Origin of the sequence: Duganella sp. sic0402 (assembly GCF_019219065.1) — a bacterium.
In the GTDB taxonomy this organism is placed as follows: domain Bacteria; phylum Pseudomonadota; class Gammaproteobacteria; order Burkholderiales; family Burkholderiaceae_D; genus Rugamonas.
In genome coordinates, this window is the sequence record NZ_JAHUWK010000011.1 from 114,289 (window position 1) to 135,730 (window position 21,442).

The 21,442-nt window shown below is 61.3% G+C and carries 17 protein-coding genes; 12 read left to right on the top strand and 5 right to left on the bottom strand.

Features of this window, described 5'->3' with window-relative positions; translation table 11 throughout:
• The first annotated feature begins 92 nt into the window (after nucleotides 1–92).
• From KW842_RS22435 to KW842_RS22460, 6 genes are all read left to right on the top strand, one after another.
• Entirely contained in the window at nucleotides 93–1,088 is a 996-nt protein-coding gene (locus tag KW842_RS22435) for a LacI family DNA-binding transcriptional regulator (protein ID WP_218306348.1), read from the top strand.
• 87 nt (nucleotides 1,089–1,175) lie between these two features.
• Complete coding sequence (locus KW842_RS22440; protein ID WP_218306349.1) at nucleotides 1,176–3,497, top strand: glycosyl hydrolase family 65 protein; 2,322 nt, start codon at nucleotides 1,176–1,178, stop codon at nucleotides 3,495–3,497.
• Complete coding sequence (gene pgmB, locus KW842_RS22445; protein WP_218306350.1) at nucleotides 3,494–4,135, top strand: beta-phosphoglucomutase; 642 nt, start codon at nucleotides 3,494–3,496, stop codon at nucleotides 4,133–4,135. Before KW842_RS22440 ends, pgmB begins: the two co-directional genes overlap by 4 nt.
• A gap of 26 nt (nucleotides 4,136–4,161) precedes the next feature.
• Nucleotides 4,162–5,430, top strand: coding sequence for a sugar MFS transporter (locus KW842_RS22450; protein WP_218306351.1), 1,269 nt, complete (start codon nucleotides 4,162–4,164; stop codon nucleotides 5,428–5,430).
• A 10-nt stretch (nucleotides 5,431–5,440) separates the two neighbouring features.
• Nucleotides 5,441–6,448 carry a substrate-binding domain-containing protein gene (locus KW842_RS22455; protein ID WP_218306352.1) on the top strand — a complete coding sequence of 336 codons (1,008 nt, stop codon included), beginning with the start codon at nucleotides 5,441–5,443 and terminating at the stop codon, nucleotides 6,446–6,448.
• 54 nt (nucleotides 6,449–6,502) lie between these two features.
• Nucleotides 6,503–6,904 carry a hypothetical protein gene (locus KW842_RS22460; protein ID WP_218306353.1) on the top strand — a complete coding sequence of 134 codons (402 nt, stop codon included), beginning with the start codon at nucleotides 6,503–6,505 and terminating at the stop codon, nucleotides 6,902–6,904.
• Here the strand turns inward: KW842_RS22460 and KW842_RS22465 are convergent.
• On the bottom strand, nucleotides 6,898–7,302 hold the full coding sequence (locus tag KW842_RS22465) for a RidA family protein (protein ID WP_218306354.1): 405 nt from the start codon (nucleotides 7,300–7,302) through the stop codon (nucleotides 6,898–6,900). The genes KW842_RS22460 and KW842_RS22465 overlap by 7 nt on opposite strands.
• 68 nt (nucleotides 7,303–7,370) lie before the next feature.
• Between KW842_RS22465 and soxR the strand changes: the two genes are divergently transcribed.
• Nucleotides 7,371–7,802 (top strand): redox-sensitive transcriptional activator SoxR, encoded by a 432-nt coding sequence (gene soxR, locus KW842_RS22470; protein WP_218306355.1) that lies wholly within the window; start codon nucleotides 7,371–7,373, stop codon nucleotides 7,800–7,802.
• 18 nt (nucleotides 7,803–7,820) lie between these two features.
• Here the strand turns inward: soxR and icmF are convergent, their stop codons facing one another.
• The 3 genes from icmF to KW842_RS22485 all read right to left on the bottom strand — a co-directional run bounded on the left by icmF (nucleotide 7,821) and on the right by KW842_RS22485 (nucleotide 15,779).
• Nucleotides 7,821–11,114, bottom strand: a complete 3,294-nt coding sequence (gene icmF / locus KW842_RS22475; protein ID WP_218306356.1) for a fused isobutyryl-CoA mutase/GTPase IcmF — start codon at nucleotides 11,112–11,114, stop codon at nucleotides 7,821–7,823.
• Nucleotides 11,115–11,141: 27 nt separating this feature from the next.
• Complete coding sequence (locus tag KW842_RS22480) at nucleotides 11,142–14,663, bottom strand: indolepyruvate ferredoxin oxidoreductase family protein (protein ID WP_218306357.1); 3,522 nt, start codon at nucleotides 14,661–14,663, stop codon at nucleotides 11,142–11,144.
• A 183-nt stretch (nucleotides 14,664–14,846) separates the two neighbouring features.
• A complete protein-coding gene (locus KW842_RS22485; RefSeq protein ID WP_218306358.1) occupies nucleotides 14,847–15,779 on the bottom strand; it encodes a LysR substrate-binding domain-containing protein in 933 nt (310 codons plus the stop codon).
• An 85-nt stretch (nucleotides 15,780–15,864) separates the two neighbouring features.
• Between KW842_RS22485 and KW842_RS22490 the strand changes: the two genes are divergently transcribed.
• Nucleotides 15,865–17,085: an HD-GYP domain-containing protein gene (locus tag KW842_RS22490; RefSeq protein WP_218306359.1), complete on the top strand. Its 1,221-nt coding sequence runs from the start codon at nucleotides 15,865–15,867 to the stop codon at nucleotides 17,083–17,085.
• A 2-nt stretch (nucleotides 17,086–17,087) separates the two neighbouring features.
• On the opposite strand, the gene KW842_RS22495 is transcribed toward KW842_RS22490, so the two are convergent.
• Nucleotides 17,088–18,131: a GGDEF domain-containing protein gene (locus KW842_RS22495; protein ID WP_218306360.1), complete on the bottom strand. Its 1,044-nt coding sequence runs from the start codon at nucleotides 18,129–18,131 to the stop codon at nucleotides 17,088–17,090.
• A 253-nt stretch (nucleotides 18,132–18,384) separates the two neighbouring features.
• On the opposite strand from KW842_RS22495, the gene KW842_RS22500 reads away from it, so the two are divergent.
• From KW842_RS22500 to cpaB, 4 genes are all read left to right on the top strand, one after another.
• On the top strand, nucleotides 18,385–18,564 hold the full coding sequence (locus KW842_RS22500; RefSeq protein ID WP_218306361.1) for a Flp family type IVb pilin: 180 nt from the start codon (nucleotides 18,385–18,387) through the stop codon (nucleotides 18,562–18,564).
• Nucleotides 18,565–18,620: 56 nt separating this feature from the next.
• The gene (locus KW842_RS22505; RefSeq protein WP_218306362.1) at nucleotides 18,621–19,151 is read left to right on the top strand and encodes a prepilin peptidase; all 531 of its coding nucleotides are present in this window, start codon (nucleotides 18,621–18,623) and stop codon (nucleotides 19,149–19,151) included.
• Nucleotides 19,152–19,246: 95 nt separating this feature from the next.
• Nucleotides 19,247–20,614, top strand: a complete 1,368-nt coding sequence (locus KW842_RS22510; RefSeq protein WP_218306363.1) for an AAA family ATPase — start codon at nucleotides 19,247–19,249, stop codon at nucleotides 20,612–20,614.
• Entirely contained in the window at nucleotides 20,611–21,438 is an 828-nt protein-coding gene (gene cpaB / locus KW842_RS22515) for a Flp pilus assembly protein CpaB (protein WP_218306364.1), read from the top strand. The genes KW842_RS22510 and cpaB overlap by 4 nt, the downstream gene beginning before the upstream one ends.
• The last annotated feature ends 4 nt before the right edge of the window (nucleotides 21,439–21,442 follow it).

The following is a 21,442-nucleotide window of genomic DNA, read 5'->3' on the forward strand; positions in this document are numbered from 1 at the left end:
AATTGAAATGTTATCGATGTCATTTTCCGCGACAAATGAAAAATTTCTGTCATAATGCGTCCGCAATTCCGCTTTTTTACTCCTAGAACAACATGCCCGCGAAGAAAACTGTAGCCACTGCCGTGACGATGGAAGACTTGGCCAAGCTGGCCGGCGTGTCCAAGATCACGGTATCGCGGGCCTTGCGTGACAGTCCGCTGGTGACGGCTGAAACGCGCGACAAAATCCGCGCGCTGGCCGAGCAGCAGGGCTATCGCCTCAACGTCAGCGCGCGCAATCTGCGCATGGGACGCAGCTATTCGGTGGCGGTGGTGGTGGAAATGACGCCGGTGCGCGGCCGGCCGATGTCCGACCCATATCCGCTGGAGCTGCTGGGCGGCATTACGCAGGAGCTGACCACGGCGGGCTACAGTGTTGTTTTAACGTCAAAGCAGCTGATGAACACGGCCCCGGTCATGGGCGCCGACGGCCTGATCCTGCTGGGCCAGGGCTCGCACGGCGAGGCGGTGCGCACTTTGCAGCAGACCGGCATGCCGCTGGTGGTGTGGGGCGCGCCGGAGCAGGGCAGCGACACCATCGTGGTCGGTTCGGACAACCGCAAGGGAGGCGTCAGCGCCGCCGAGCGCTTCATCGCACAGGGCAGGCAAAAGCTGGTGTTCCTCGGCGACGTGGACCACGCCGAAGTGCAGGAGCGCTGTGCCGGCTTTATCGATGCGATGGGCGGCGCGGCCACGGTGCACATCATCCGGCCGAAGGCGTTCACCTTCGAGGCCGGCTTCGACAGCATTTCGTCGCTGCTGAAGAAGAAGGGCGCGTCGTTCGACGGTGTGTTTGCCGCCAGTGACTTGCTGGCCATGGGCGCAATCCGCGCGCTGGCCGAGAAGAATTTGCGGGTGCCGGAGAATGTCTCCGTCATCGGCTACGACGATACGCCCGGCGCGGCCAGTTTCGTGCCGCCGCTCACCAGCGTGCACCAGTATCTGCGCGATGGCGGCGTGTTGTTGGCTAAGAAGATGTTAGGCCTGATCGAAGGCCACCCGGTCGCCTCTGAAATGCTGCCGACCACGCTGATGGTACGTCACACCTAGTTTTCCCTGAAATACGCCAAAAATACGCAAAAATAGGCGTTTTTCAAAATCCAAACCGCTTTGAATCGTTCATCTAAGGAATTCGCTGTGCAACAACACACTTATCCTCTTGAAGCCTGGTGCATCCGCGAGACCAGCTTTGACACCGCATCCCACTTCCTCGACGAGACGCTGTTCGCGCTGGGTAACGGCTACATCGGCTTGCGCGGCACTGGCGAAGAGGGCTATAGCGGCCCCGCCGGCAGCTCGCTGGATGGCACCTACCTGAATGGCTTTTACGAGTCGGAGCCCATCGTTTATCCGGAGGCGGCGTATGGGCTGGCCAAGGTCAACCAGTTCATGCTGAATGTGCCGAACGCCAAAGGCATCGAGCTGTGGCTGGGCGATGAGCGTTTCGATCTGCTGACCGGCTCGATTCAAACTTATGAGCGGGTACTGGACTTCCGCACCGGCTTGCTGACGCGCGTGGTCGAATGGACTTCGCCGCAAGGGCGCAGCGTGCGCGTGCGCAGCCGCCGCATGGTCAGCTTCGAGAACAAGCATTTGTTTGCGATTGCGTTCGAGGTGACGCCGCTGAACGACGTTGGCAGCTTGCGCCTGGTGTCGGTACTGGATGGCGCGGTGAAGAACCTGGAAGCCGGTGACGATCCGCGTGTCGGCTCGGCGATTTCTGGTCCTACCTTGCACATGATCGACAGCGAGCAAGCTGGCGGTTTCTCGGCACTGGTGCAGAAGACGCACAACAGCGGCTTCACGCTGGTCAGCGCGACCGAGACAGTAGTAGGTGATGGCCTGCCGCCGGTGAATGCGCAAGAGGGCCAGCGCCTGACGCAGACATGGGAAGTCGCGGCCGTTGCCGGTCAGCCGCTGACGCTGACCAAATACGGTAGCTACTATTCGTCGCGCGACTATGACGCCAAAGAGCTGATGTGGCGCAGCAAGGACACGCTGTCCAACGCCAAGGCTGGCGGCTTTGCCGATCTGCGTCTGGCGCAAGAGCAGTACCTGGCCGACTTCTGGCAGCAGGCCGACGTGCAGATCGCCGGCGACGACGCGCTCCAGCAAGGCATGCACTTCAACCAGTTCCACCTGCTGCAATCGGTGGGCCGCGACGGCAAGACCAATATTTCCGCCAAGGGCGTGACCGGCGAGGGCTACGAAGGCCACTATTTCTGGGACACGGAAATCTACATCTTTCCGTTCTTCCTGTATTCCAAGCCGGAGATCGCGCGCAAGCTGCTGGAGTACCGCTACGCCGGTCTGCCGAAAGCGCGTGAGCGTGCACGCCAGATGTCGCATGACAAAGGCGCGCTGTACCCGTGGCGCACCATCGCCGGCGACGAATGCTCGGCCTATTTCCCGGCCGGTACCGCGCAGTACCACATCAATGCCGACATCGCGTATTCGATCAAAACCTATATGGAAGCAACCGATGATCAGGAATACCTGATCCAGTCCGGCGCGGAGATTGTGATGGAGACGGCGCGCATCTGGGCCGGCATCGGTACGTATGACCGCGAAGGCCGCTTCTGCATCAACCAGGTGACCGGGCCGGATGAATACACGGCGCTGGTCAACAACAACTATTACACCAATGCGATGGCGCAGATGCACTTGAACTTCGCGGCCTCTATCGCGGAGCAGTTGCAGGCAGAGGCGCCAGCGGAATTCGCGCGCATCGCTGCCGCCATGGCGCTGGATGCGAACGAGCCAGCCGCGTGGCGCCGCGCCGCATCGCTGATGCATCTGCCGTATGACGATGCGCTGCAAATCCATGCGCAGGACGACAGCTTCCTGTCCAAGAAAGTGTGGGACTTCGCCAACACGCCGAAGGAAAACTATCCGCTGCTGCTGAACTATCATCCGATGGTGATCTACCGCCATCAGGTGTGCAAGCAGGCGGACGTGGTGCTGGCGTTGCTGCTGCTGGGCGATCGGTTCTCGCTGGACGACAAGCGGCGCGACTTCGATTACTACGAGAAGGTGACCACGCACGATTCCTCGCTGTCCACCTGCATCTTCAGCATCATCGCGGCGGAAGTGGGCTATGCGGACAAAGCTTACGACTACTTCATGGAGACGGCGCGCCTCGACTTGGACGATACGCACGGCAACACGCATTACGGCGTGCACACCGCCGCGATGGCCGGCACCTGGATGGGCGTGGCCTACGGTTTCGCCGGCATGCGCGTGATCGGCGGCGAGCTGCACTTCGCGCCGCAACTGCCCAAGCAGTGGCAGCACTACACCTTCAAGGTGCATTTCCGTGGTGCGCTGCTGGAGGTACATGTGCAGCCGGGCAGCGTGGAATATCGCCTGCTGCAAGGCGAGGTACTGGACTTTATCCATGGCGGCGAAGCGCTGGCGCTGACCCTGTCGCAACCTAAGCAATCGAGGAGCATTGTATGAGCCGCTTCAAGGCAGTCATATTCGATCTGGATGGCGTGATCACTGATACCGCGCACTACCACTACCTGGCGTGGAAGCAGCTGGCCGAATCGCAGGGCGTGCACTTCGACCACGAGTTCAACGAGAGCCTGAAGGGCATCGACCGCATGGGCTCCCTGGACCTGATCCTGGCATCGGCCGCACGCCAGTACACGCCAGAACAGAAGCTGGCGCTGGCCGATGTGAAAAACCGGCATTATCAGGAACTGATCGCCACCATGTCGTCAGAGGATCTGCTGCCGGGCGCGGTGGAAGCGCTGGACACGGTACGCCGCGCAGGCTTGCGCATCGGCCTGGCGTCGGTCAGCAAGAACGCCTTTACGGTGCTGGAGCGCTTGGGCATCACCGATAAATTCGATTACGTGGTGGATGCCGCGACCATCGCGCGCGGCAAGCCGGATCCGGAGATTTTCCTGAAGGCGGCGCGTGAACTGGGCGTCGCGCCAGCGGATTGCCTTGGCGTGGAGGATGCTGTGGCCGGTGTGGCGGCGATCAAGGCCGCCGGCATGTTCGCGCTGGGGATAGGCCATCCCTTTGTGCTGGCCGAGGCCGATGTGGTGATCACCAGCCTGAAGGACTTCAACCTCGGCGCCTACTAAAACAAAAACGACGGAGACAGCAGCACATGAAGAACAACAAAATACTCTTTGCGCTATTCCTGATCTACTTTGTATTCGCCATCCTGCTGAACAGCGTGGGCACGGTGATCCTGCAGGTGATCAGCAACTACGGTGTCAGCAAGTCCGCCGCCAGCGTGCTGGAAGGCTTCAAGGATTTACCGATTGCGATTGTGTCCTTCCTGGTCGCGTCCTTCCTGCCGCGCGTGGGCTACAAGAAGGCCATGCTGATCGGTCTTGCCATCGTCACCGCCGCTTGCGTGGCGATGCCGCTGCTGCCGTCGTTCGCCACCACCAAGGCCTTGTTCTTCTGCGTCGGCGTATCGTTCGCGCTGGTGAAAGTGTCGGTGTATTCCACGCTGGGCCTGATTGCATCGGACCGCAAGCAGCATGCCAGCACCATGAATCTGCTGGAGGGCTTCTTCATGCTGGGCGTGCTGAGCGCCTACTGGGTGTTCGGCTACTTCATCGATTCGCATAATCCGCAATCGCAAAGCTGGCTGCAAGTGTACTGGGTACTGGCCGTGCTGTGCGCGCTGACGTTTGTGCTGGTGCTGTCGACCAAGTTCAACGAGGCCGCCGCCGCGTTGCCGGAAGGCCGTGGCATTGCGCAGGACTTCGCGGCCATGCTGAAGCTGTTCTTCAAACCGCTGGTGTGCGTGTTCGTGATTACCGCCTTCCTGTATGTGCTGATCGAGCAGAGTGTCGGCACCTGGCTGCCGACGTTCAATAACGAGATCCTCAAGCTCCCAGCGGCGATGAGTGTTGAAGTCACCAGCATCTTTGCCGCATGCCTGGCGGTGGGGCGCTTGTCGGCCGGTGTGCTGATGCGCAAATTGAACTGGTATCCGGTGATGAACGGCTGCGTGCTGGGGATGGCCGCGATGGTGCTGCTGGCGCTGCCGCTGACACACGATGTGGTGGCCGATCCGCATATCAGCTGGTCCACCGCACCGCTGGCGACCTTTTTATTCCCGCTGATCGGCTTGTTCATGGCGCCGATCTACCCCGGTATCAATTCGGTGATGCTCAGCTCTCTGCCCAAGCATCAGCACTCGGCCATGACCGGCCTGCTGGTGATTTTTTCAGCACTGGGCGGCACCACTGGTTCACTGGTGACGGGCTACGTCTTTGGCAATTTCAGCGGCCATTTTGCGTTCTATCTGACGCTGGTGCCGATCGCGATTGTGCTGGTGATGTTGTATTTCTTCAAACGTGCTGTCGATGATGGTGGCGGTGACTTCGGGCCAAACGCTATAATCAGCGGTCAACATTGAACATCCTTCTATGAACCTCGCGCATCTGGCAAATCACCTTGGCATGTCCAAGACCACGGTGAGCCGGGCGTTAAACGGTTACCCCGAGGTGAATGTACGCACCCGCGAACGGGTGCTGAAGGCGGCCAAGGAGGTTGGCTACCAGCCGAATCCAATGGCGCGCTCGCTGGCGCTGGGACGCACCAATGTGTTCGGCATCATCTATCCGCTGCTACCGACAGACCTGGGCGATCCGATGTTCCTCGATGTGGTGGCGGGCATGTCGTCGGCACTGGAGGAGGTCAGCAAAAGCCTGATCATTGCCCCGGTGTCACCGGCAGCCGAGCAGCCTGCGTACCAGCAGATCGTGCGTGGGCGACGGGTCGATGGCCTGGTGGTCGGACGCACGCTGGTGCACGATGAACGCATCGCTTTTCTCAGCAAAGCCAAGTTCCCCTTTGTCGCGCATGGCCGCACGGAATTGAAAGCGCCTTACGCCTGGTTTGACTACGATAACGAGGCCGGCATTCAGATGGCGATGGAACGTCTGCTGGGACTAGGCCATCAGCGGGTGGCATTGCTTAGCGCTCCGCTGGAACTGAATTTCGCGCGGCAGCGCAAAGATAGCTTCATCGCCACGCTGGCGGCGGCTGGACTGAGCGCCGATCCGCGCTACCTGATCGACAATACGCTGGACCGCCGCAGCGGTTACCAGGCGATGCAACAGCTGCTGGCGTGTTCGCCGAGGCCGACCGCTGTCATCGTCGATAATCACCTGTCAGGTGTGGGCGCGGTGCGCGCGCTGCTGGATGCGGGCGTCGAGATTGGTAAGGATATTTCGGTGATCGTCTGGGGCAGCATGGCCGACACGCTGGCCGGCGCCAACGTCACCACCATCGACCAGCCCGATCCACGCAAAGCCGGCGCCCGCATGGTCGACATGCTGCTCGCCCTGATCGGCGGAAAGCCCGCCAGCGAATTGCAAGAGCTGTGGCAACCCATGCTGCTGGAAGGCGCTACTGTGGGCCGGGTCACGTAAAGTCCGCAAGCAATGAGGTAAAGTAGGTACTTTGCCACTCTCTCCGGTTTTCTTATGAAACCTTATCTGGCTTATGGCGCGCTATCCCTGCTGCTTGGCGGTTGCGCGATTACGCCTTCCGTGCGCACGGTGCAGGTTCTGGAGAATACCGGAACGGAGTTTCCGACCATGTGCATGCTGCTGCAATCGGATGGCAGCCTGGTTTTCAAGGGGGGCTTTGATTTTTATAATCCGAGCGCGTGGCGGCGGGAGGGCGATGCGCTGCTTATCACGGTTGGCGGCAAGGCGCCATTCCCTGCGGAGCTATACAAGGAACAGCTGCCCAAGCATATCGGTGGCTTGATGGCGTATGACGAGAAGCGGCGCGAGATTACCTACCGCCTCAACGCCTCAACTGAATTCATCAACTTCGATAACTTCTACTTTTATCGTGCCGAGCGTTGTCACGCTCAGTAAATCTCCGGCTGGACAGCGGTCGCCTCGATCTCAAACAGCATGCCATCCAACGCCAGGCGCGGCACCGGAATCAGCGTACAGGCTGGCGCCGGATGATCGCCCCACATTGCGCGCAAGGCCTGGCTGAAGATCGCCAGCCGCGCCTCGCTATGATCCACAATCAGTGCCGTCACCTTGGCTACATCCGTATGCACCGCACCTGCTGCGGCAAGTGCGGTCTGCAGATTGCTCAGCGCTTGCTTTACTTGCACGCCGAAGTCATCGGATAGCCGGCCCTCTGCATCCTCGCCACCTTGCCCGGCGATGTAGATAAAGCGTGCCGGCGCCTCGGCGACGACAACATGGCTGTAGCCATTGGGACGCGGATCGTACAAACCTTCAGGATTGATAAACTTCATAGTGTCCTTTAAGCGGTAAATATGAAGACACTATAAAATCTCAACTTAACTTGAGGTCAAGGGATTTTATGATTCCCAAAGAACTGGGCGTAGGCGAACTGGCGGAACGCTCCGGCGTCGCCGTCTCCGCACTGCACTTTTACGAAGCCAAAGGCTTGATCCATTCAGTCCGCAGCAGCGGCAACCAGCGCCGCTATCCACGCTCGGTGCTGCGCCGCCTGGCCGTTATCAAGGTCGCCCAACGTGTTGGCCTACCGCTGGCGGAAATCGCCAAGGCCCTACAAGCCTTACCCTCCGGCCGGACACCCACAGTCGCCGATTGGCGCCGCCTGTCCGCCGCATGGAAGCAAGATTTGGAAGACCGCATCAAGACGCTGACCCAACTGCGCGACCAGCTCGACGGCTGCATCGGCTGCGGATGCCTGTCACTAAAAGCCTGCCCCTTGCGGAATGCGCAGGATGCATTAGCGGATGAAGGCGCCGGACCGCACTTCAAGTAACGCGATCCGGCGCGGGGTCTACATATTGCGGCGATACTGGCCGCCGACTTCGAACAGCGCGGTGGTGATCTGGCCGAGGGAGCAGACGCGGACTGCATCCATCAGTTTATCGAAGACGTTGGCGTTGTCGATGGCGGCTTGCTGCAGGGCTGCCAGCGCCTGTGGCGCTTCGCCAGCGTGGCGCTGGTGGAAGTCTTCCAGGCGGGCGAGTTGCGATTGCTTTTCGTCGTCGGTGGAGCGGGCCAGTTCGATTTGCGCCGGCGCTTCCGCGCCCTTGGGATTGCGGAAGGTGTTGACGCCGATGATGGGCAGCGTGCCGTCGTGCTTCTGGTGCTCGTACAGCATCGACTCTTCCTGGATCTTGCCGCGCTGGTAGCCGGTTTCCATCGCGCCGAGCACGCCGCCACGTTCGGCGATGCGTTCGAATTCCTGCAGCACGGCTTCTTCCACCAGGTCGGTCAGCTCGTCCATGATGAATGAGCCCTGGTTCGGATTCTCGTTCTTGGCCAGGCCCCATTCGCGGTTGATAATCAGTTGAATCGCCAATGCCCTGCGCACCGATTCGTCGGTTGGCGTGGTGATGGCTTCGTCGTAGGCATTGGTGTGCAGCGAGTTGCAGTTGTCGTAAATGGCGATCAGCGCTTGCAGCGTGGTGCGGATGTCGTTGAAGTCGATCTCCTGCGCATGCAGCGATCGGCCCGAAGTCTGGACGTGGTACTTCAGTTTTTGCGAGCGGTCGTTGGCGCCGTATTTGTCGCGCATGGCAACGGCCCAGATGCGGCGTGCAACGCGGCCCAGCACCGTGTATTCCGGGTCCATGCCGTTGGAGAAGAAGAACGACAGGTTGGGCGCGAAGTCGTCGATGTTCATGCCACGCGCCAGATAGGCTTCGACAAACGTGAAGCCGTTCGACAGCGTGAATGCCAGTTGCGAGATCGGGTTGGCTCCCGCCTCGGCGATGTGGTAACCGGAGATCGACACCGAGTAGAAGTTGCGCACCTGGTGGTGGACGAAGTATTCCTGTATATCACCCATCACCTTCAGCGAAAACTCGGTCGAGAAGATGCAGGTGTTCTGGCCCTGGTCTTCTTTCAGGATGTCGGCCTGCACGGTGCCGCGCACGTTTTGCAGCACCCAGGCTTTGATCCTGGCCGCCTCGTCGGCGTTGGGCTGGCGTTTGTTTTCTTCGGCGAAGCTGGCGATCTGCTGGTCGATGGCGGTATTCATGAACATCGCCAGGATGGTCGGCGCCGGGCCGTTGATGGTCATCGACACCGAGGTGCTTGGGCTGCAAAGGTTGAAGCCGTCGTACAGCACTTTCATATCGTCCAGCGTTGCGATGGACACGCCGGAGTTGCCGACCTTGCCGTAGATGTCCGGCCGCAGCGCAGGATCGGCGCCATACAGGGTGACCGAGTCGAATGCGGTCGATAGCCGTTTGGCATCCATGCCGGTGGACACCAGCTTGAAGCGGCGGTTGGTGCGGAAGGCATCCCCCTCGCCGGCGAACATCCGGGTCGGGTCTTCGCCTTCACGCTTGAAGGGGAACACGCCGGCGGTGAAGGGGAAGGAGCCGGGCACGTTTTCCAGCATCAGGAAGCGCAGGATTTCACCATGGTCTTCGTAGCGTGGCAGCACGACCTTGCGGATGCGCGTACCCGACAGTGTGTGCTGCACCAGGCGCGTGCGGATTTCCTTGTCGCGGATCCTGACCACGTAGTCATCGCCGGCGTAGGCGGCCTGCATCTCCGGCCATTGTGCCAGCAGTTTCTTGGCGCTGGCGTCCATTTCGGCATCGCGTTCGGTGATCAGGTCGTCGAAGTCGGCGGCTTTCTGGGCGAGGGCCAGCATGCGCTTGCTCTCGCTGAGTTGCTGGCGTTCGCGCGCCAGCGTCACTTGCTTGCGCGTGAAGCGGTGGTAGCCGCGCACCGTGTCGGCGATCTCCGCCAGATAGCGCGCGCGAGCGGGGGGGACGATGACGTGTTTGCCGCTGGAGTGGCGGATGTCGCTAGTCGCCAGCTTCGATGGCTGGGCGCGCAGACCGAACTCCGCCAGCTTGGACAGCAAGCCTTGATACAGCGCGGTGACGCCATCGTCGTTGAAACGCGACGCCTGCGTGCCATAGACCGGCATTTCTTCGGGACGCTTGCTCCACAGTTCGCGGTTGCGCTGGTACTGTTTGGCGACGTCACGCAGCGCGTCCAGCGCGCCTTTGCGGTCAAACTTGTTGATGGCGATGAGATCGGCGAAATCGAGCATGTCGATTTTTTCCAGCTGCGAGGCGGCGCCGAATTCGGGCGTCATCACGTACATCGAGACATCGACGTGCGGCACGATGGCGGCGTCACCCTGGCCAATGCCGGAAGTCTCGACGATCACCAGGTCGAAGCCAGCCACCTTGCAGGCGGCGATCACGTCGGGCAGCGCTTGCGAAATCTCCGAGCCGGCTTCGCGCGTCGCCAGTGAGCGCATGAAGACGCGCGACTGGCCTGCCCACGGATTGATGGCGTTCATGCGGATACGGTCGCCGAGCAGCGCGCCGCCGGATTTGCGGCGCGACGGATCGATGGAAATGATGGCGATATTGAGTGCGTCGCCCTGATCGAGGCGGAAGCGGCGTATCAATTCGTCCGTCAGCGAGGACTTGCCGGCGCCGCCGGTGCCGGTGATGCCCAGTGTGGGGACCGGCAGGTCCTCGGCGGCGGCCAGCAGTTCAGCGCGCAGTGCTGGCGCAGCCTTTTCGTTTTCCAGCGCGGTGATCAGTTGCGCCAGCGGACGGTGGCGCGCGCCGATGTCCACGCCTTCGCGCAGCGGCGCCAGCGAAGCGGGCGAGCAGTGCGACAGGTCGATGTCGCACTGCTGCACCATCCACTGGATCATGCCGACCAGGCCCATGCGCTGGCCGTCTTCCGGGCTGAAGATTTTGGTGACGCCGTAGGTGTGCAGTTCTTCGATTTCATGCGGAACGATTACCCCGCCGCCGCCGCCGAACACTTTGATGTGCGCGCCGCCACGCTGGCGCAGCAGATCGATCATGTATTTGAAGTATTCGACGTGGCCGCCCTGATAGCTGGAGATGGCGATGCCTTGTACGTCTTCTGCCAGCGCGGCGGTAACCACTTCGTCCACCGAGCGGTTGTGGCCGAGGTGGATGACTTCCACGCCGTTCGATTGCAGGATGCGGCGCATGATGTTGATCGAGGCGTCGTGGCCGTCGAACAGGGAGGCTGCCGTGACGAAGCGGATTTTGTTCGCTACGCGCGGCGGCTGGTCAGCGACGGTCGCGATTTTCGGAGTCGAGAGATCGTTCATTGGTGTCCCTAATAATTTTTATATTGATTATATGACGTTTACGTTAACGTCAATTTGTGTCAGCAGACGGGTTTTGTCGGCGCGGAAGGCGGCGACGGCGGCTTCTTTTACATGCCCGAAGCCGCGCACCTTCTCCGGCAGTGCGGCCAGATCGACAGCGGTGGCGTAGTTATCCGCCGTCAGCGTGCCGAGCAGCGTCACGATCGTGTTGCGGTATTCGGCGATCAGTGCGCGCTCCATCTTGCGCTCCTCGGTGTAGCCGAATACATCGAACGCGCCGCCGCGCAGGCCTTTGAGTTTGGCCAGCAGCTTGAACGCGCCCCACATCCACGAACCGAATTCCGCCTTCACCAGACGGCCCTTGGCGTCCTTCTTCGCGAACAGCGGTGGCGCCAGGTTGAACTTCACGCTGAAGCCGCCCTCGAACTGCTGCTTGAGCTGTTCGACGAAACGGCCGTCGGTATACAGGCGCGCGACTTCGTATTCATCCTTGTAGGCCATCAGTTTGAAGTAGTATCTGGCGACTGCCGTGGACAGCTTATTGCTCAGTCCCAGTGCCGTTTCGCGGGCGCGCACTTGCGCCACCAGTTCCGAATAGGTGTTGGCGTAGGCCGCATTCTGGTAGGCGGTCAGGAACTCCATACGCTTGGCGACGATGCTGTCCAGGCTTTGCGGCATCTGGAGCAGAATCGCTTGCGCCGGCGTCGCGGTGCGTTCCACGCGCTTCAGGTCCACGGCGGCGCGGCGGCCCCACAGGAAGCTCTTTTTGTTGGAGCCGACTGCTACGCCATTCAGTTCAATCGCGCGCAGCAGTGATTCCTCTTTCAACGGGATGCGACCGCGTTGCCACGCATACCCCAGCATGAACAGGTTGGCGGCAATCGAATCACCCATCAGCGCGGTGGCGAGCTTGGTCGCGTCGATGAAGTCCGTCGCGCCTTCGCCGACCGATTCTTCGATCAGCGCGCGCACGTCGGCAACTGGATACTGCCAGTCGGCGTTTTGCGCAAAGGTGCCTGGCGGCTGCTCGTGCAGATTGACGATGGCCAGTGTACGGCCAGGACGCATTTTCGATACCGCGTCAGCCGCGCCGGCGGTCAGCATATCGCAGCCGAGTATCACGTCCGCTTCACCGGTGGCGATGCGCTGCGCGCGCAAATGCGACGGCGTGCGCGCGATCTTCACATGCGAGGTGACCGAGCCGTTTTTCTGCGACATGCCGGTCATGTCCAGCACCGATGCGCCTTTGCCTTCGATGTGTGCGGCCATGCCCATCAACGCGCCGACGGTGATCACGCCGGTGCCGCCGATGCCGTTGATCAGGATGTTGTACGGCTGCTCGCATTCCGGCAGCAGCGGCGCGGGCAGGGCGTCCCAGCCATCATCGCTTTGCGTCGCGCCGACCTTGGATTTTTTCAGCGCCCCGCCTTCCACTGTGACAAAGCTGGGGCAGAAGCCTTTCACACACGAGTAATCCTTGTTGCAGGACGATTGGTCGATGCTGCGCTTGCGGCCGAATTCCGTTTCTTTCGGCAGGATCGACACGCAGTTCGACTGGATACCGCAGTCGCCGCAGCCTTCGCAGACCGCCTCGTTGATGACCATGCGCCTGGCGATGTCCGGATACCCGCCGGTTTTGCGGCGGCGGCGCTTTTCGGCAGCGCAGGTCTGGTCATAGATCAGCACCGACACGCCGGCGATCTCGCGCAGCTCGCGCTGCACGGCGTCCATGTCCTTGCGGTCGTGCAGCGACACGCTGGCTGGCAGCGCCGAACGGTCGGCGTAGCGGGACAGGTCTTCCGTCACCAGCGCGATGCGTTTGACACCTTCAGCCGCCATCTGCTGCGCAATCATCGGCACCGAGGTCTGGCCGTCGACAGGCTGGCCGCCGGTCATTGCCACGGCATCGTTATAGAGGATCTTGTAGGTGATGTTCACGCGGGCCGCCACCGCCGCGCGGATCGCCAGGTAGCCGGAGTGGAAGTAGGTGCCGTCACCAAGATTCTGGAAGACGTGCGGCACTTTTGAAAACGCGGCCTGGCCTATCCACGGCGCGCCTTCACCGCCCATGTGCGTGGTGAGCTTGTTGTACTCGGGGTAGATCGAGGTTGCCATGACGTGACAGCCGATGCCGGCCAGCGCGAACGAGCCATCCGGAACCTTGGTCGAGGTATTGTGCGGGCATCCGGAGCAATAGAAGGCAGGACGGAAGGGCGTGTTGATGGCCTTCTTTAGCACTGCGTCTTTCTCATCGAGGAAACTCAGGCGCGCCTTGATCTGCTGCTGGATGTGCGTATCGCTGATATAGCGCGCCACGCGGCTGGCGATCACGCGCGCCACTTGCGATACCGAGAAATCGGCCTTCGGCGGCAGCAGCCATTCGCCGCGTGGCGCCACCCATTCGCCCTTGTCGTCGAACTTGCCGATGACGCGTGGACGCACATCATCGCGCCAGTTGTACAGCTGTTCCTTCAGCTGGTATTCGACGAACTGGCGTTTCTCTTCCACCACCAGGATTTCATCCAGCCCTTGCGCGAATTCGCGCACGCTGTCCGGCTCCAGCGGCCATGGCATCGCCACCTTGAACAGGCGCAGGCCGACCTTGGCGGCCATCGCTTCATCGATGCCCAGTTCTTCCAGCGCTTCCAGCACATCCAGATAGGATTTTCCGGAGGCGATGATGCCCAGCTTGGCGTCGGCTGAGTCGATGGTGGTGTGATTCAGCTTGTTCTCGCGCGCGTAGGCCAGCGCGGCGTAGATTTTGTAGTCCTGCATCAGCGCTTCCTGATTGCGCGCCTGCTGGCCCAGCGGCACGGAGGACAGGCGAGCATTCAGGCCGCCGGGTGGCATGACGAAGTCTTTCGGTATCCTGGTCTCGACGCGGAAGGGATCGGCGTCGACGGAGGCCGACGATTCCACCGTATCGGCCAGCGCCTTGAAAGCCACTGCGCAGCCGGAGAAGCGCGACATGGCCCAGCCGTGCACGCCCAGGTCCAGGTATTCCTGCACATTGCATGGATAGAGCACCGGCACCATGCAGGCCGAGAAGATGTGGTCCGACTGGTGCGGCAGCGTGGACGAATACGCGCCGTGATCGTCGCCGGCCACCAGCAGCACGCCGCCGTGCTTCGCCGTGCCGGCATGGTTCATGTGCTTGAACACGTCGCCGCAGCGGTCCACGCCGGGGCCCTTGCCGTACCACATGGCGAACACGCCGTCGTACTTCGATTCGCCGATCAGGTCCACCTGCTGCGAGCCCCAGACGGCGGTTGCCGCCAGGTCTTCGTTCACGCCCGGCACAAACTGCACCTTGTGCGCTTCCAGGTGCGGCTTGGCTTTCCACAGGTTTTCATCCAGACCGCCGAGCGGCGAGCCGCGATAGCCGGAAATGAAGCCGGCGGTGTTCAGGCCCGAAGTCTTGTCGCGCACGTGCTGGATCATTGGCAGGCGCACCAGCGCCTGGATGCCGGACAAGAAGATTTTGCCGTTGGTGGAAGTGTATTTGTCGTCGAGACTCACGGACGTGAGCGAGCTAGTGCCGTCTGGCATGGCGGTGTCTCCGTTTTTGTAGTTGGATCGCGCTTGGACTGGAGCGCGCCGGGTAGGCGGGCCAGGTTCAAGCCTTCATGCCGCATGGTTAGCGGCTTACATGCAGTATGGGCGCGAGTTGACGTATACGGAAATACCGAATCCCGATAGGGGTATAAGAAAAAGTGATGACCCTGATTCTGCTCAGGGCAAGGCGCTTGCTCCTGGCCAAGCGCCCGAACGGCATAGCTGATCGCTGACTTGTCGCACCAGTTTGCTGATGGCCGAGGCAGCATTGGTCAGCGGAATGTTGCGTGAAGAACACAGTGCTACCGTGCGGGAAATGGATGGGCTGTGGATGGGTTGCGCACGCAAAGTACCGCGTTGAAGTTCGTCCAGGACAGGTGCCGTGGGCAGGATGGTCGCCCCCATATTCGCCAGCAGGGCCGACTTGAGAATGGCGATGGAATTGATCTCGATGACGTTGCTGACGCTGAGCCCGGCCGCGCGCGCCACGCTTTCGATACGGGGCCGCACACCGTGTTGCAAACCAGGAAGTATCAGCTGAATGTCCAGCGCCTGCTGAAGTGTAAGTGAATGCTCACCTTGAGCGTAGGCCGCATCGGCGCGACAGATGAAATGCAGTGTTTCTTCCGCCAACACGTGGGTGGTGAACTGATTCAGCTGGCCGTCGTCAAACAGCACTGCCAGGTTGACCCGGCCCGACTTTAGCTGGTCGCTCAGGTTGCCGGTTAGTTCTTCGGTCAGCTGTAGTGTGATCTCGGGATAATGCGCGCGTGTCGCGGTCAGCAGCGGCAGGGCCAACGCGCCGGAAATGCTTTGCGGCAGACCCAGCGTGACGCTGCCACTCGGCCGCTCGGCTGATTGCGCCACTGCGGAGCGGGCGTCGGCCACCTGTTTGAGGATGGCCTGGGCATGCTCATAGAAGACTTTGCCCGCGTCTGTGCTCAGCACGCCCTGGGCGCTACGGTGCAGCAACTGCACGCCCAGATCTTCTTCCAGTTGACGCAATTGCTGGGTCAGCGCCGGCTGCGCGACGTGCAAAATCAGCGCCGCGCGCGACAGTGAGCCGTGGTCGACGATGGCAACAAAGTAACGTAACTGGCGTAGTTCCATGTAAATTTAAATCCCGGTGGGCAACGTTTTGTTATACTGGATGCATGACGGTGTAGTGTCCAGTTTCTTTTTGATGGGTATGCGTATGTTAAAGAAAGTCGATTCTTCCCAGCTTAAAATCGGCATGTATATCCATGATCTGAGCTGCGACTGGATGACCCATCCGTTTATCCGCAACCGCTTTCTGCTGTCCAGCCAGGATGAAATCCGTAAGATTCTGAATGCCGGCATTCACGATGTTGTCATAGACAGCTCCAAAGGCCTGGATGTTCAGGATGCGCCGACGCTGGCGGAAGCGCAAGCAGCCACCGAGCGAGAAATCGTCGAACTCGTCGCCAAGGCGCCGGTGCAGACCCGTGTGCCGCTGGGCGAGGAAATGCAGCGCGCGGTGCAGATCCGCCACCAGGCTTCGACGCTGGTGCGCAGCGTGATGCAGGACGCCCGTCTCGGCAAGGCCATCGAACTGGACCAGGTCCAGCCGGTGGTGCAGAACATCACCGAATCCATCTTACGCAATCCGGGCGCGCTGGTCGGTCTGCTGCGTATCAAAACCAAGGATGATTACACGTTTTTGCACTCGGTGAGCGTCTGCACGCTGCTGGTTGCCTTCTGCCGCTCACGCAATCTGGCGGCGGACGTGACCCATCAGGCTGGTCTGGGCGGCTTGTTGCACGATACGGGCAAGGCGCTGGTGCCGGATCACATCCTCAACAAACCGGGACCGCTGACCGATGAAGAGTTCGCCATCATCAAGAAGCATCCGGAAGATGGCTACAAGATCCTGAAGCAATCGCCGGAGATCGGCCCGATTCCGCTGGATATTACGCTGCATCACCACGAACGCCGCGACGGCAGCGGTTATCCAAGCAAGCAGAGTGAGGGCGAGATCAGTGAATTGGCGCAGATGGCGGCAATTGTCGACGTGTACGACGCGATTACTGCAGATCGCGTGTACCACAAGGGCATGTCGGCCGCCGCAGCGCTGCGCAAGATTTATGAGTGGAGCAAATTCCACTTCAACCCGCAGTATGCGCAGGAGTTCATGCGATGCGTGGGGATTTATCCGGTGGGCACCATGGTGCTGCTGGAGTCGGGACGCCTGGGCGTGGTGATCGAACCGCATGAAACTAATCTGCTGGCGCCCAAGGTCAACGTATTCTTCCATACCAAGAAAAACGTCTACATCAAGCCAGAAACGGTGGATTTGTCGCGGGGGCTGGGATTCGGCGGCGGCGACAAGATCATCGGCCACGAATCGCCATCCAAGTGGAACGTCGATCCGATGCGCTTCCTGAGCGTCGCGTAAGCTTAGAAAAACTCGGCGGTGTCGTTGGATTCGATGGCTTGCAGCAAGCCGCCGCTGACCAGCTCATCGTAGTGGCACACCAGATTGCGGCCATGGCTCTTGGCGTAGTACAGCGCCTGGTCGGCATGGCCGAGGATGACCACTGGCGCTTCCAGCGCGCTGATGCTGACAAAGCCCACACTGACTGTCACTTTGCCGACTTGCGGGAAATCATGCGCGGCCACGTTCATGCGGAAGCGCTCGATGATTTTCTTGGCGTTGTCCAGCGTGGCGGACCGCAGCAGCACGACGAATTCCTCGCCGCCAAAACGGAACACCCGGTCTTGCGCGCGGAATGACGAGGTCAGCAGGTTGGCGATCAGGATCAGCACTTCATCGCCGTATAAGTGGCCGAATCTATCGTTAACGTGCTTGAAATGATCCACATCCACCACGGCCAGCCACTGCATTTCTTCGTTATAGTGGGCGCGCCGCTCCGGCTCGCCGGGCAGCGTCACCGATTCCTGTTCGGTGCTGGCGGCCAGCATCTTGGATAGCTGGTCGTCGAAGGTCTTGCGGTTTAGCAGGCCGGTCAGCGAATCACGTTCGCTGTAGTCCAGCAGGTTCTGGAAATTGCGGTAGACGCTGACGATGCCGCCGATGACGTGGATGGTTTCCTTGGTGTACGGCGTCGGGTTGACGATTTCCAGGCAGGTGTCGGCTTTATCGCCCAGCCAGATTGGCAGCCACAGCGTGTGCTCATCGGCTTCGTTGGCGACGTCGGCGCCCGATTCATGCCGCGCGATGCATTGCGCCAGCGCGGGAAAACGTTCGACCGGATCGCCGGGATGTTGCTGGTCGGAGGTATCGACCATGCGCGCCGCTTCGTTGGAACGGATGACGGCACGCGGACGGACAAAGACCTTCCCTCTGACAGTCGCCAGAGTAAGCACACGGACCTGACTGGCACGGGCAAGCTCCTGCACCGCAGAAATCACAGAGATGTCGAGCATCGTGTGATCGCGGTGACCGGTCATGTCCACCATGTGTTTCAGTAGGGAATCCATTTGCCTTTCCAAAAAACAGCTGATCAGGATAATAGCTTTTTGCAATCGAGGCAATTCTTGTGTGCGAAAAAGAACTTACATTGTTGAGAATGCGTGCTTTTTCCGACAGTCATCTTCATCATAGACCAAAAAAGATTCCGCACGGAAAACTTGCGTGAAATCAACTCTGAGAAACTTGTGCTCCGTATAGTGGAAAGCAATGGCGCGGCAGTGTGGCGCCAGAGTTTTTTATAGACCAACCAAGGAGTACGAGATGAACTCGCTTATTGCTATTGCAAAGGAGTTTGCGCGTGACGAGAACGGCATCACGGCCATTGAATACGGCCTGATCGCGGCAACCATGGTGACCGCCGTGGTGGCCGCGTTCGGTGTGCTGACGCCGGCGCTGGGCGATGCCTTCCAGGCCATCGCCGACCGCATCAATAATCCGTAAGCACCAGGGCTTTCCAGCCTCAGGCTGGCTGGAAAGCCTTTTCGCGGAGCCTCCTCATGCTGAACGCTATCGAAGTGATCCTGATCTGCCTGGTCGTGCAGGCGGCGCTGACCGATCTGGCCATGCGCAAGATTCCCAATGTGCTGATCCTCAGCGGCCTGCTGCTGGCGCTGCTACTGCATTTGCTGGCCGGTCCGCCGTGGGCGCCGCTGACACAGTGGTTTGCCGGCGCGATGGCCGGTTTTTTTTTATTCCTGCCGCTGTATCTGCTGCGCGGCATGGCTGCGGGCGACGTCAAGCTGATGGCCATGGTAGGCGGCTTCAGCGGGCCGGGCGCGGCGCTGAAGATCGCCTTGCTGGCCTATCTGGTGGGCGGTGCGATGGCGTTGCTGTTGTTGCTGATCAGCGGCCGCTGGCGGCAGAGCGCGCGCAACCTGCGGCTGATCGGCAAGCCCTTGCTGTTGCGCCTGCTTGGCGTGCCGCTGCTGCCGGTGCCGATGCCGCCATCCGCCAGCGCCGGCGACATTCCCTACGGCGTCGCGGTGGCGCTAGGAACGATGGCGCACATCGCCTGGACGCATCACTGACGCACTGACGCTAGCTTGCTGCATATCAATGTCCGCACGGCAGGGCTGGATAGACTTAATTCCACAACGAAACTAAATGCCTTGCGGAGATAACCATGCTTGCCCTCGACACCCCGTCGTCTTACACCCAGCTGCTGGACGCAGAGCCGGATACGCTGCTGCCACCACAACCGAAGTCGATACGCGACACCGGCCTGCCGCAGCAGTTGCTGGTCGAGCTGGCCGCCAAGGCGCTGTACCTGGGCGGCAAGAGCCACTTGCCGGTGCTGACCACCAAGCTGCATTTGTCGATCAATGTGCTGCGCGAGGTGCTCGACTTCATGGTGGCGGAACATGTGGCGGAAGTGGCGTGGCGCGGCGACTCCGATATCGACGTGCAGTACCAGCTAAGCAGCGCCGGCAAGCAGCGCGTCAGTGCCTGGCTGGAGCGCTGCCCTTATGCTGGTCCTGCGCCGGTGACGCTGGAAGCCTATCGCGCCATGGTGGAGCGTCAGGCCCTGCAAGCGCCGCCGCCGGGCGCCGATGAACTGGCGGCGGAATTCGCCGATGACTTGCTGGCGCCGCCGGTGCGCCACATGCTGGGCGCCGCGCTGTACGCCGGCCGCAGCTTGCTGCTGCACGGTCCTTCCGGCAGCGGCAAGTCGACACTGGCGCGCCGCCTGGGCGCGCTGCTGCAAGGACTGGTGGCGACGCCTCATGCGGTGGTCGTGGGGCAGGACATCGTGCAGGTATATGACGCGGCTGTGCACCGCGCCCCATCGCCACGCCAGGCGCGTTTGGCGCAGCCGTCGCCGGAGCGGCGCAGCAGCGATGCACGCTGGGTATTGTGCCACCGGCCGGTGGTAGCGCTGGACGCGTCACTGGAAGCGGCGATGCTGGACCTGCAGCGCGATGCCGCCAGCGGCTGCTATCGCGCGCCTCCGCAAATGAAGGCCAACAATGGCCTGTTGATTGTCGATGATCTGGGGCGCCAGCGCATGCCCGCCGCCGAGTTGCTGAACCGTTTCGCGCAGGCGCAGGAGGCGCAGCGCAGCCTGCTGTCGCTGGCGGGCAGCTATCATTTCCATGTACCGTGCCGCCTGCGGCTGGTGTTTGTCGCCAGCCTGCCGCCATCCGCGCTGCTGGACGATGCGGCGCTGCGTCGCGCAGGCTACAAGATACCGGTGGGCGCGCTGAGCGCCGCCAGTTATCGCACGCTGCTCCGTCAGCAGTGTCTGAGCCTGGGTGTGGCTTATGACGAAGCCGCGCTGCGCTATCTGCTCGATGAATTGCACGCCGGTAGCGGGCTGCCGCTGCTGGCCTGCTATCCGCGCGAGATCGCGGCCAGGGTGGCGGACTTCGCCGGCTTCACGGGGCAAGCGGCGCGGCTGTCGCCGGCCACGCTGGATCAGGCCTGGATCAGCATGTTCGCCGGTGCCGGGCCGCGCGCCGAGGATGATGCCATGGAGCCTCGGGTAGCATGAAAAACCGGCGCGCACTGTTGATGATGGCGTTGGCCATCGTGTTCGGGCTGGCGGCGGTGGCGCTGGCCTCGCGCTGGCTGCTGCGGCAGGGACCGGGCGTAGCGAACAAGATCGTGGTGGCAGCGACCGATGTCAGTATCGGCCAGCGACTGGCGCCGGAGATGCTCCGGCAGATCGACTGGCCGGCCGACAGCATGCCGCGCGGCGCATTGCCTGACGGCGCCAAGCTGGTGGGCCGCGTACTGAAAACCAGCGTGCTGCGCGACGAACCTTTGAGCGAAGCCAAGCTGGCGCCGGCCGGCACGCTGGGCGGACTGTCAGCGCTCATCTCAGAAGGCAAGCGCGCCATCACCGTGCGGGTCAATGATGTGGTGGGTGTGGCGGGCTTCGCCTTGCCGGGGAATTTTGTCGATATCATCGTCAACACGCAAACCAACGACAGCGCGATTTCCAAGATTGTGCTGGAGCGGATTCTGGTGCTGGCGGTGGCGCAGGAAGTCGGGCGAGACGAAACCAAGCCGCGCGTGGTGAATGCGGTGACGCTGGAAGTGACGCCGCATCAGGCAGAAAATCTGGACCTGGCGCGCAGCGTGGGCACGCTGTCGCTGGTGCTGCGCAATCAGGTTGATCCACGGCCTGGCATTACGGACGGCGCCACCAAAGGTACGCTACTCGGTGCGCATGGGCAGCCCGCTGCGCCAGCGACGCCGCCGGTTCCCACTGTCGCCGCGCCGCCGCGTGTGCAGGTTGCCAATGCCGCGCCACGCGCCCGGCCTTGTATCGGTGTCATCGCGGGCGTACAGCGCTCGCAGGAATGCCTGTGAGCCG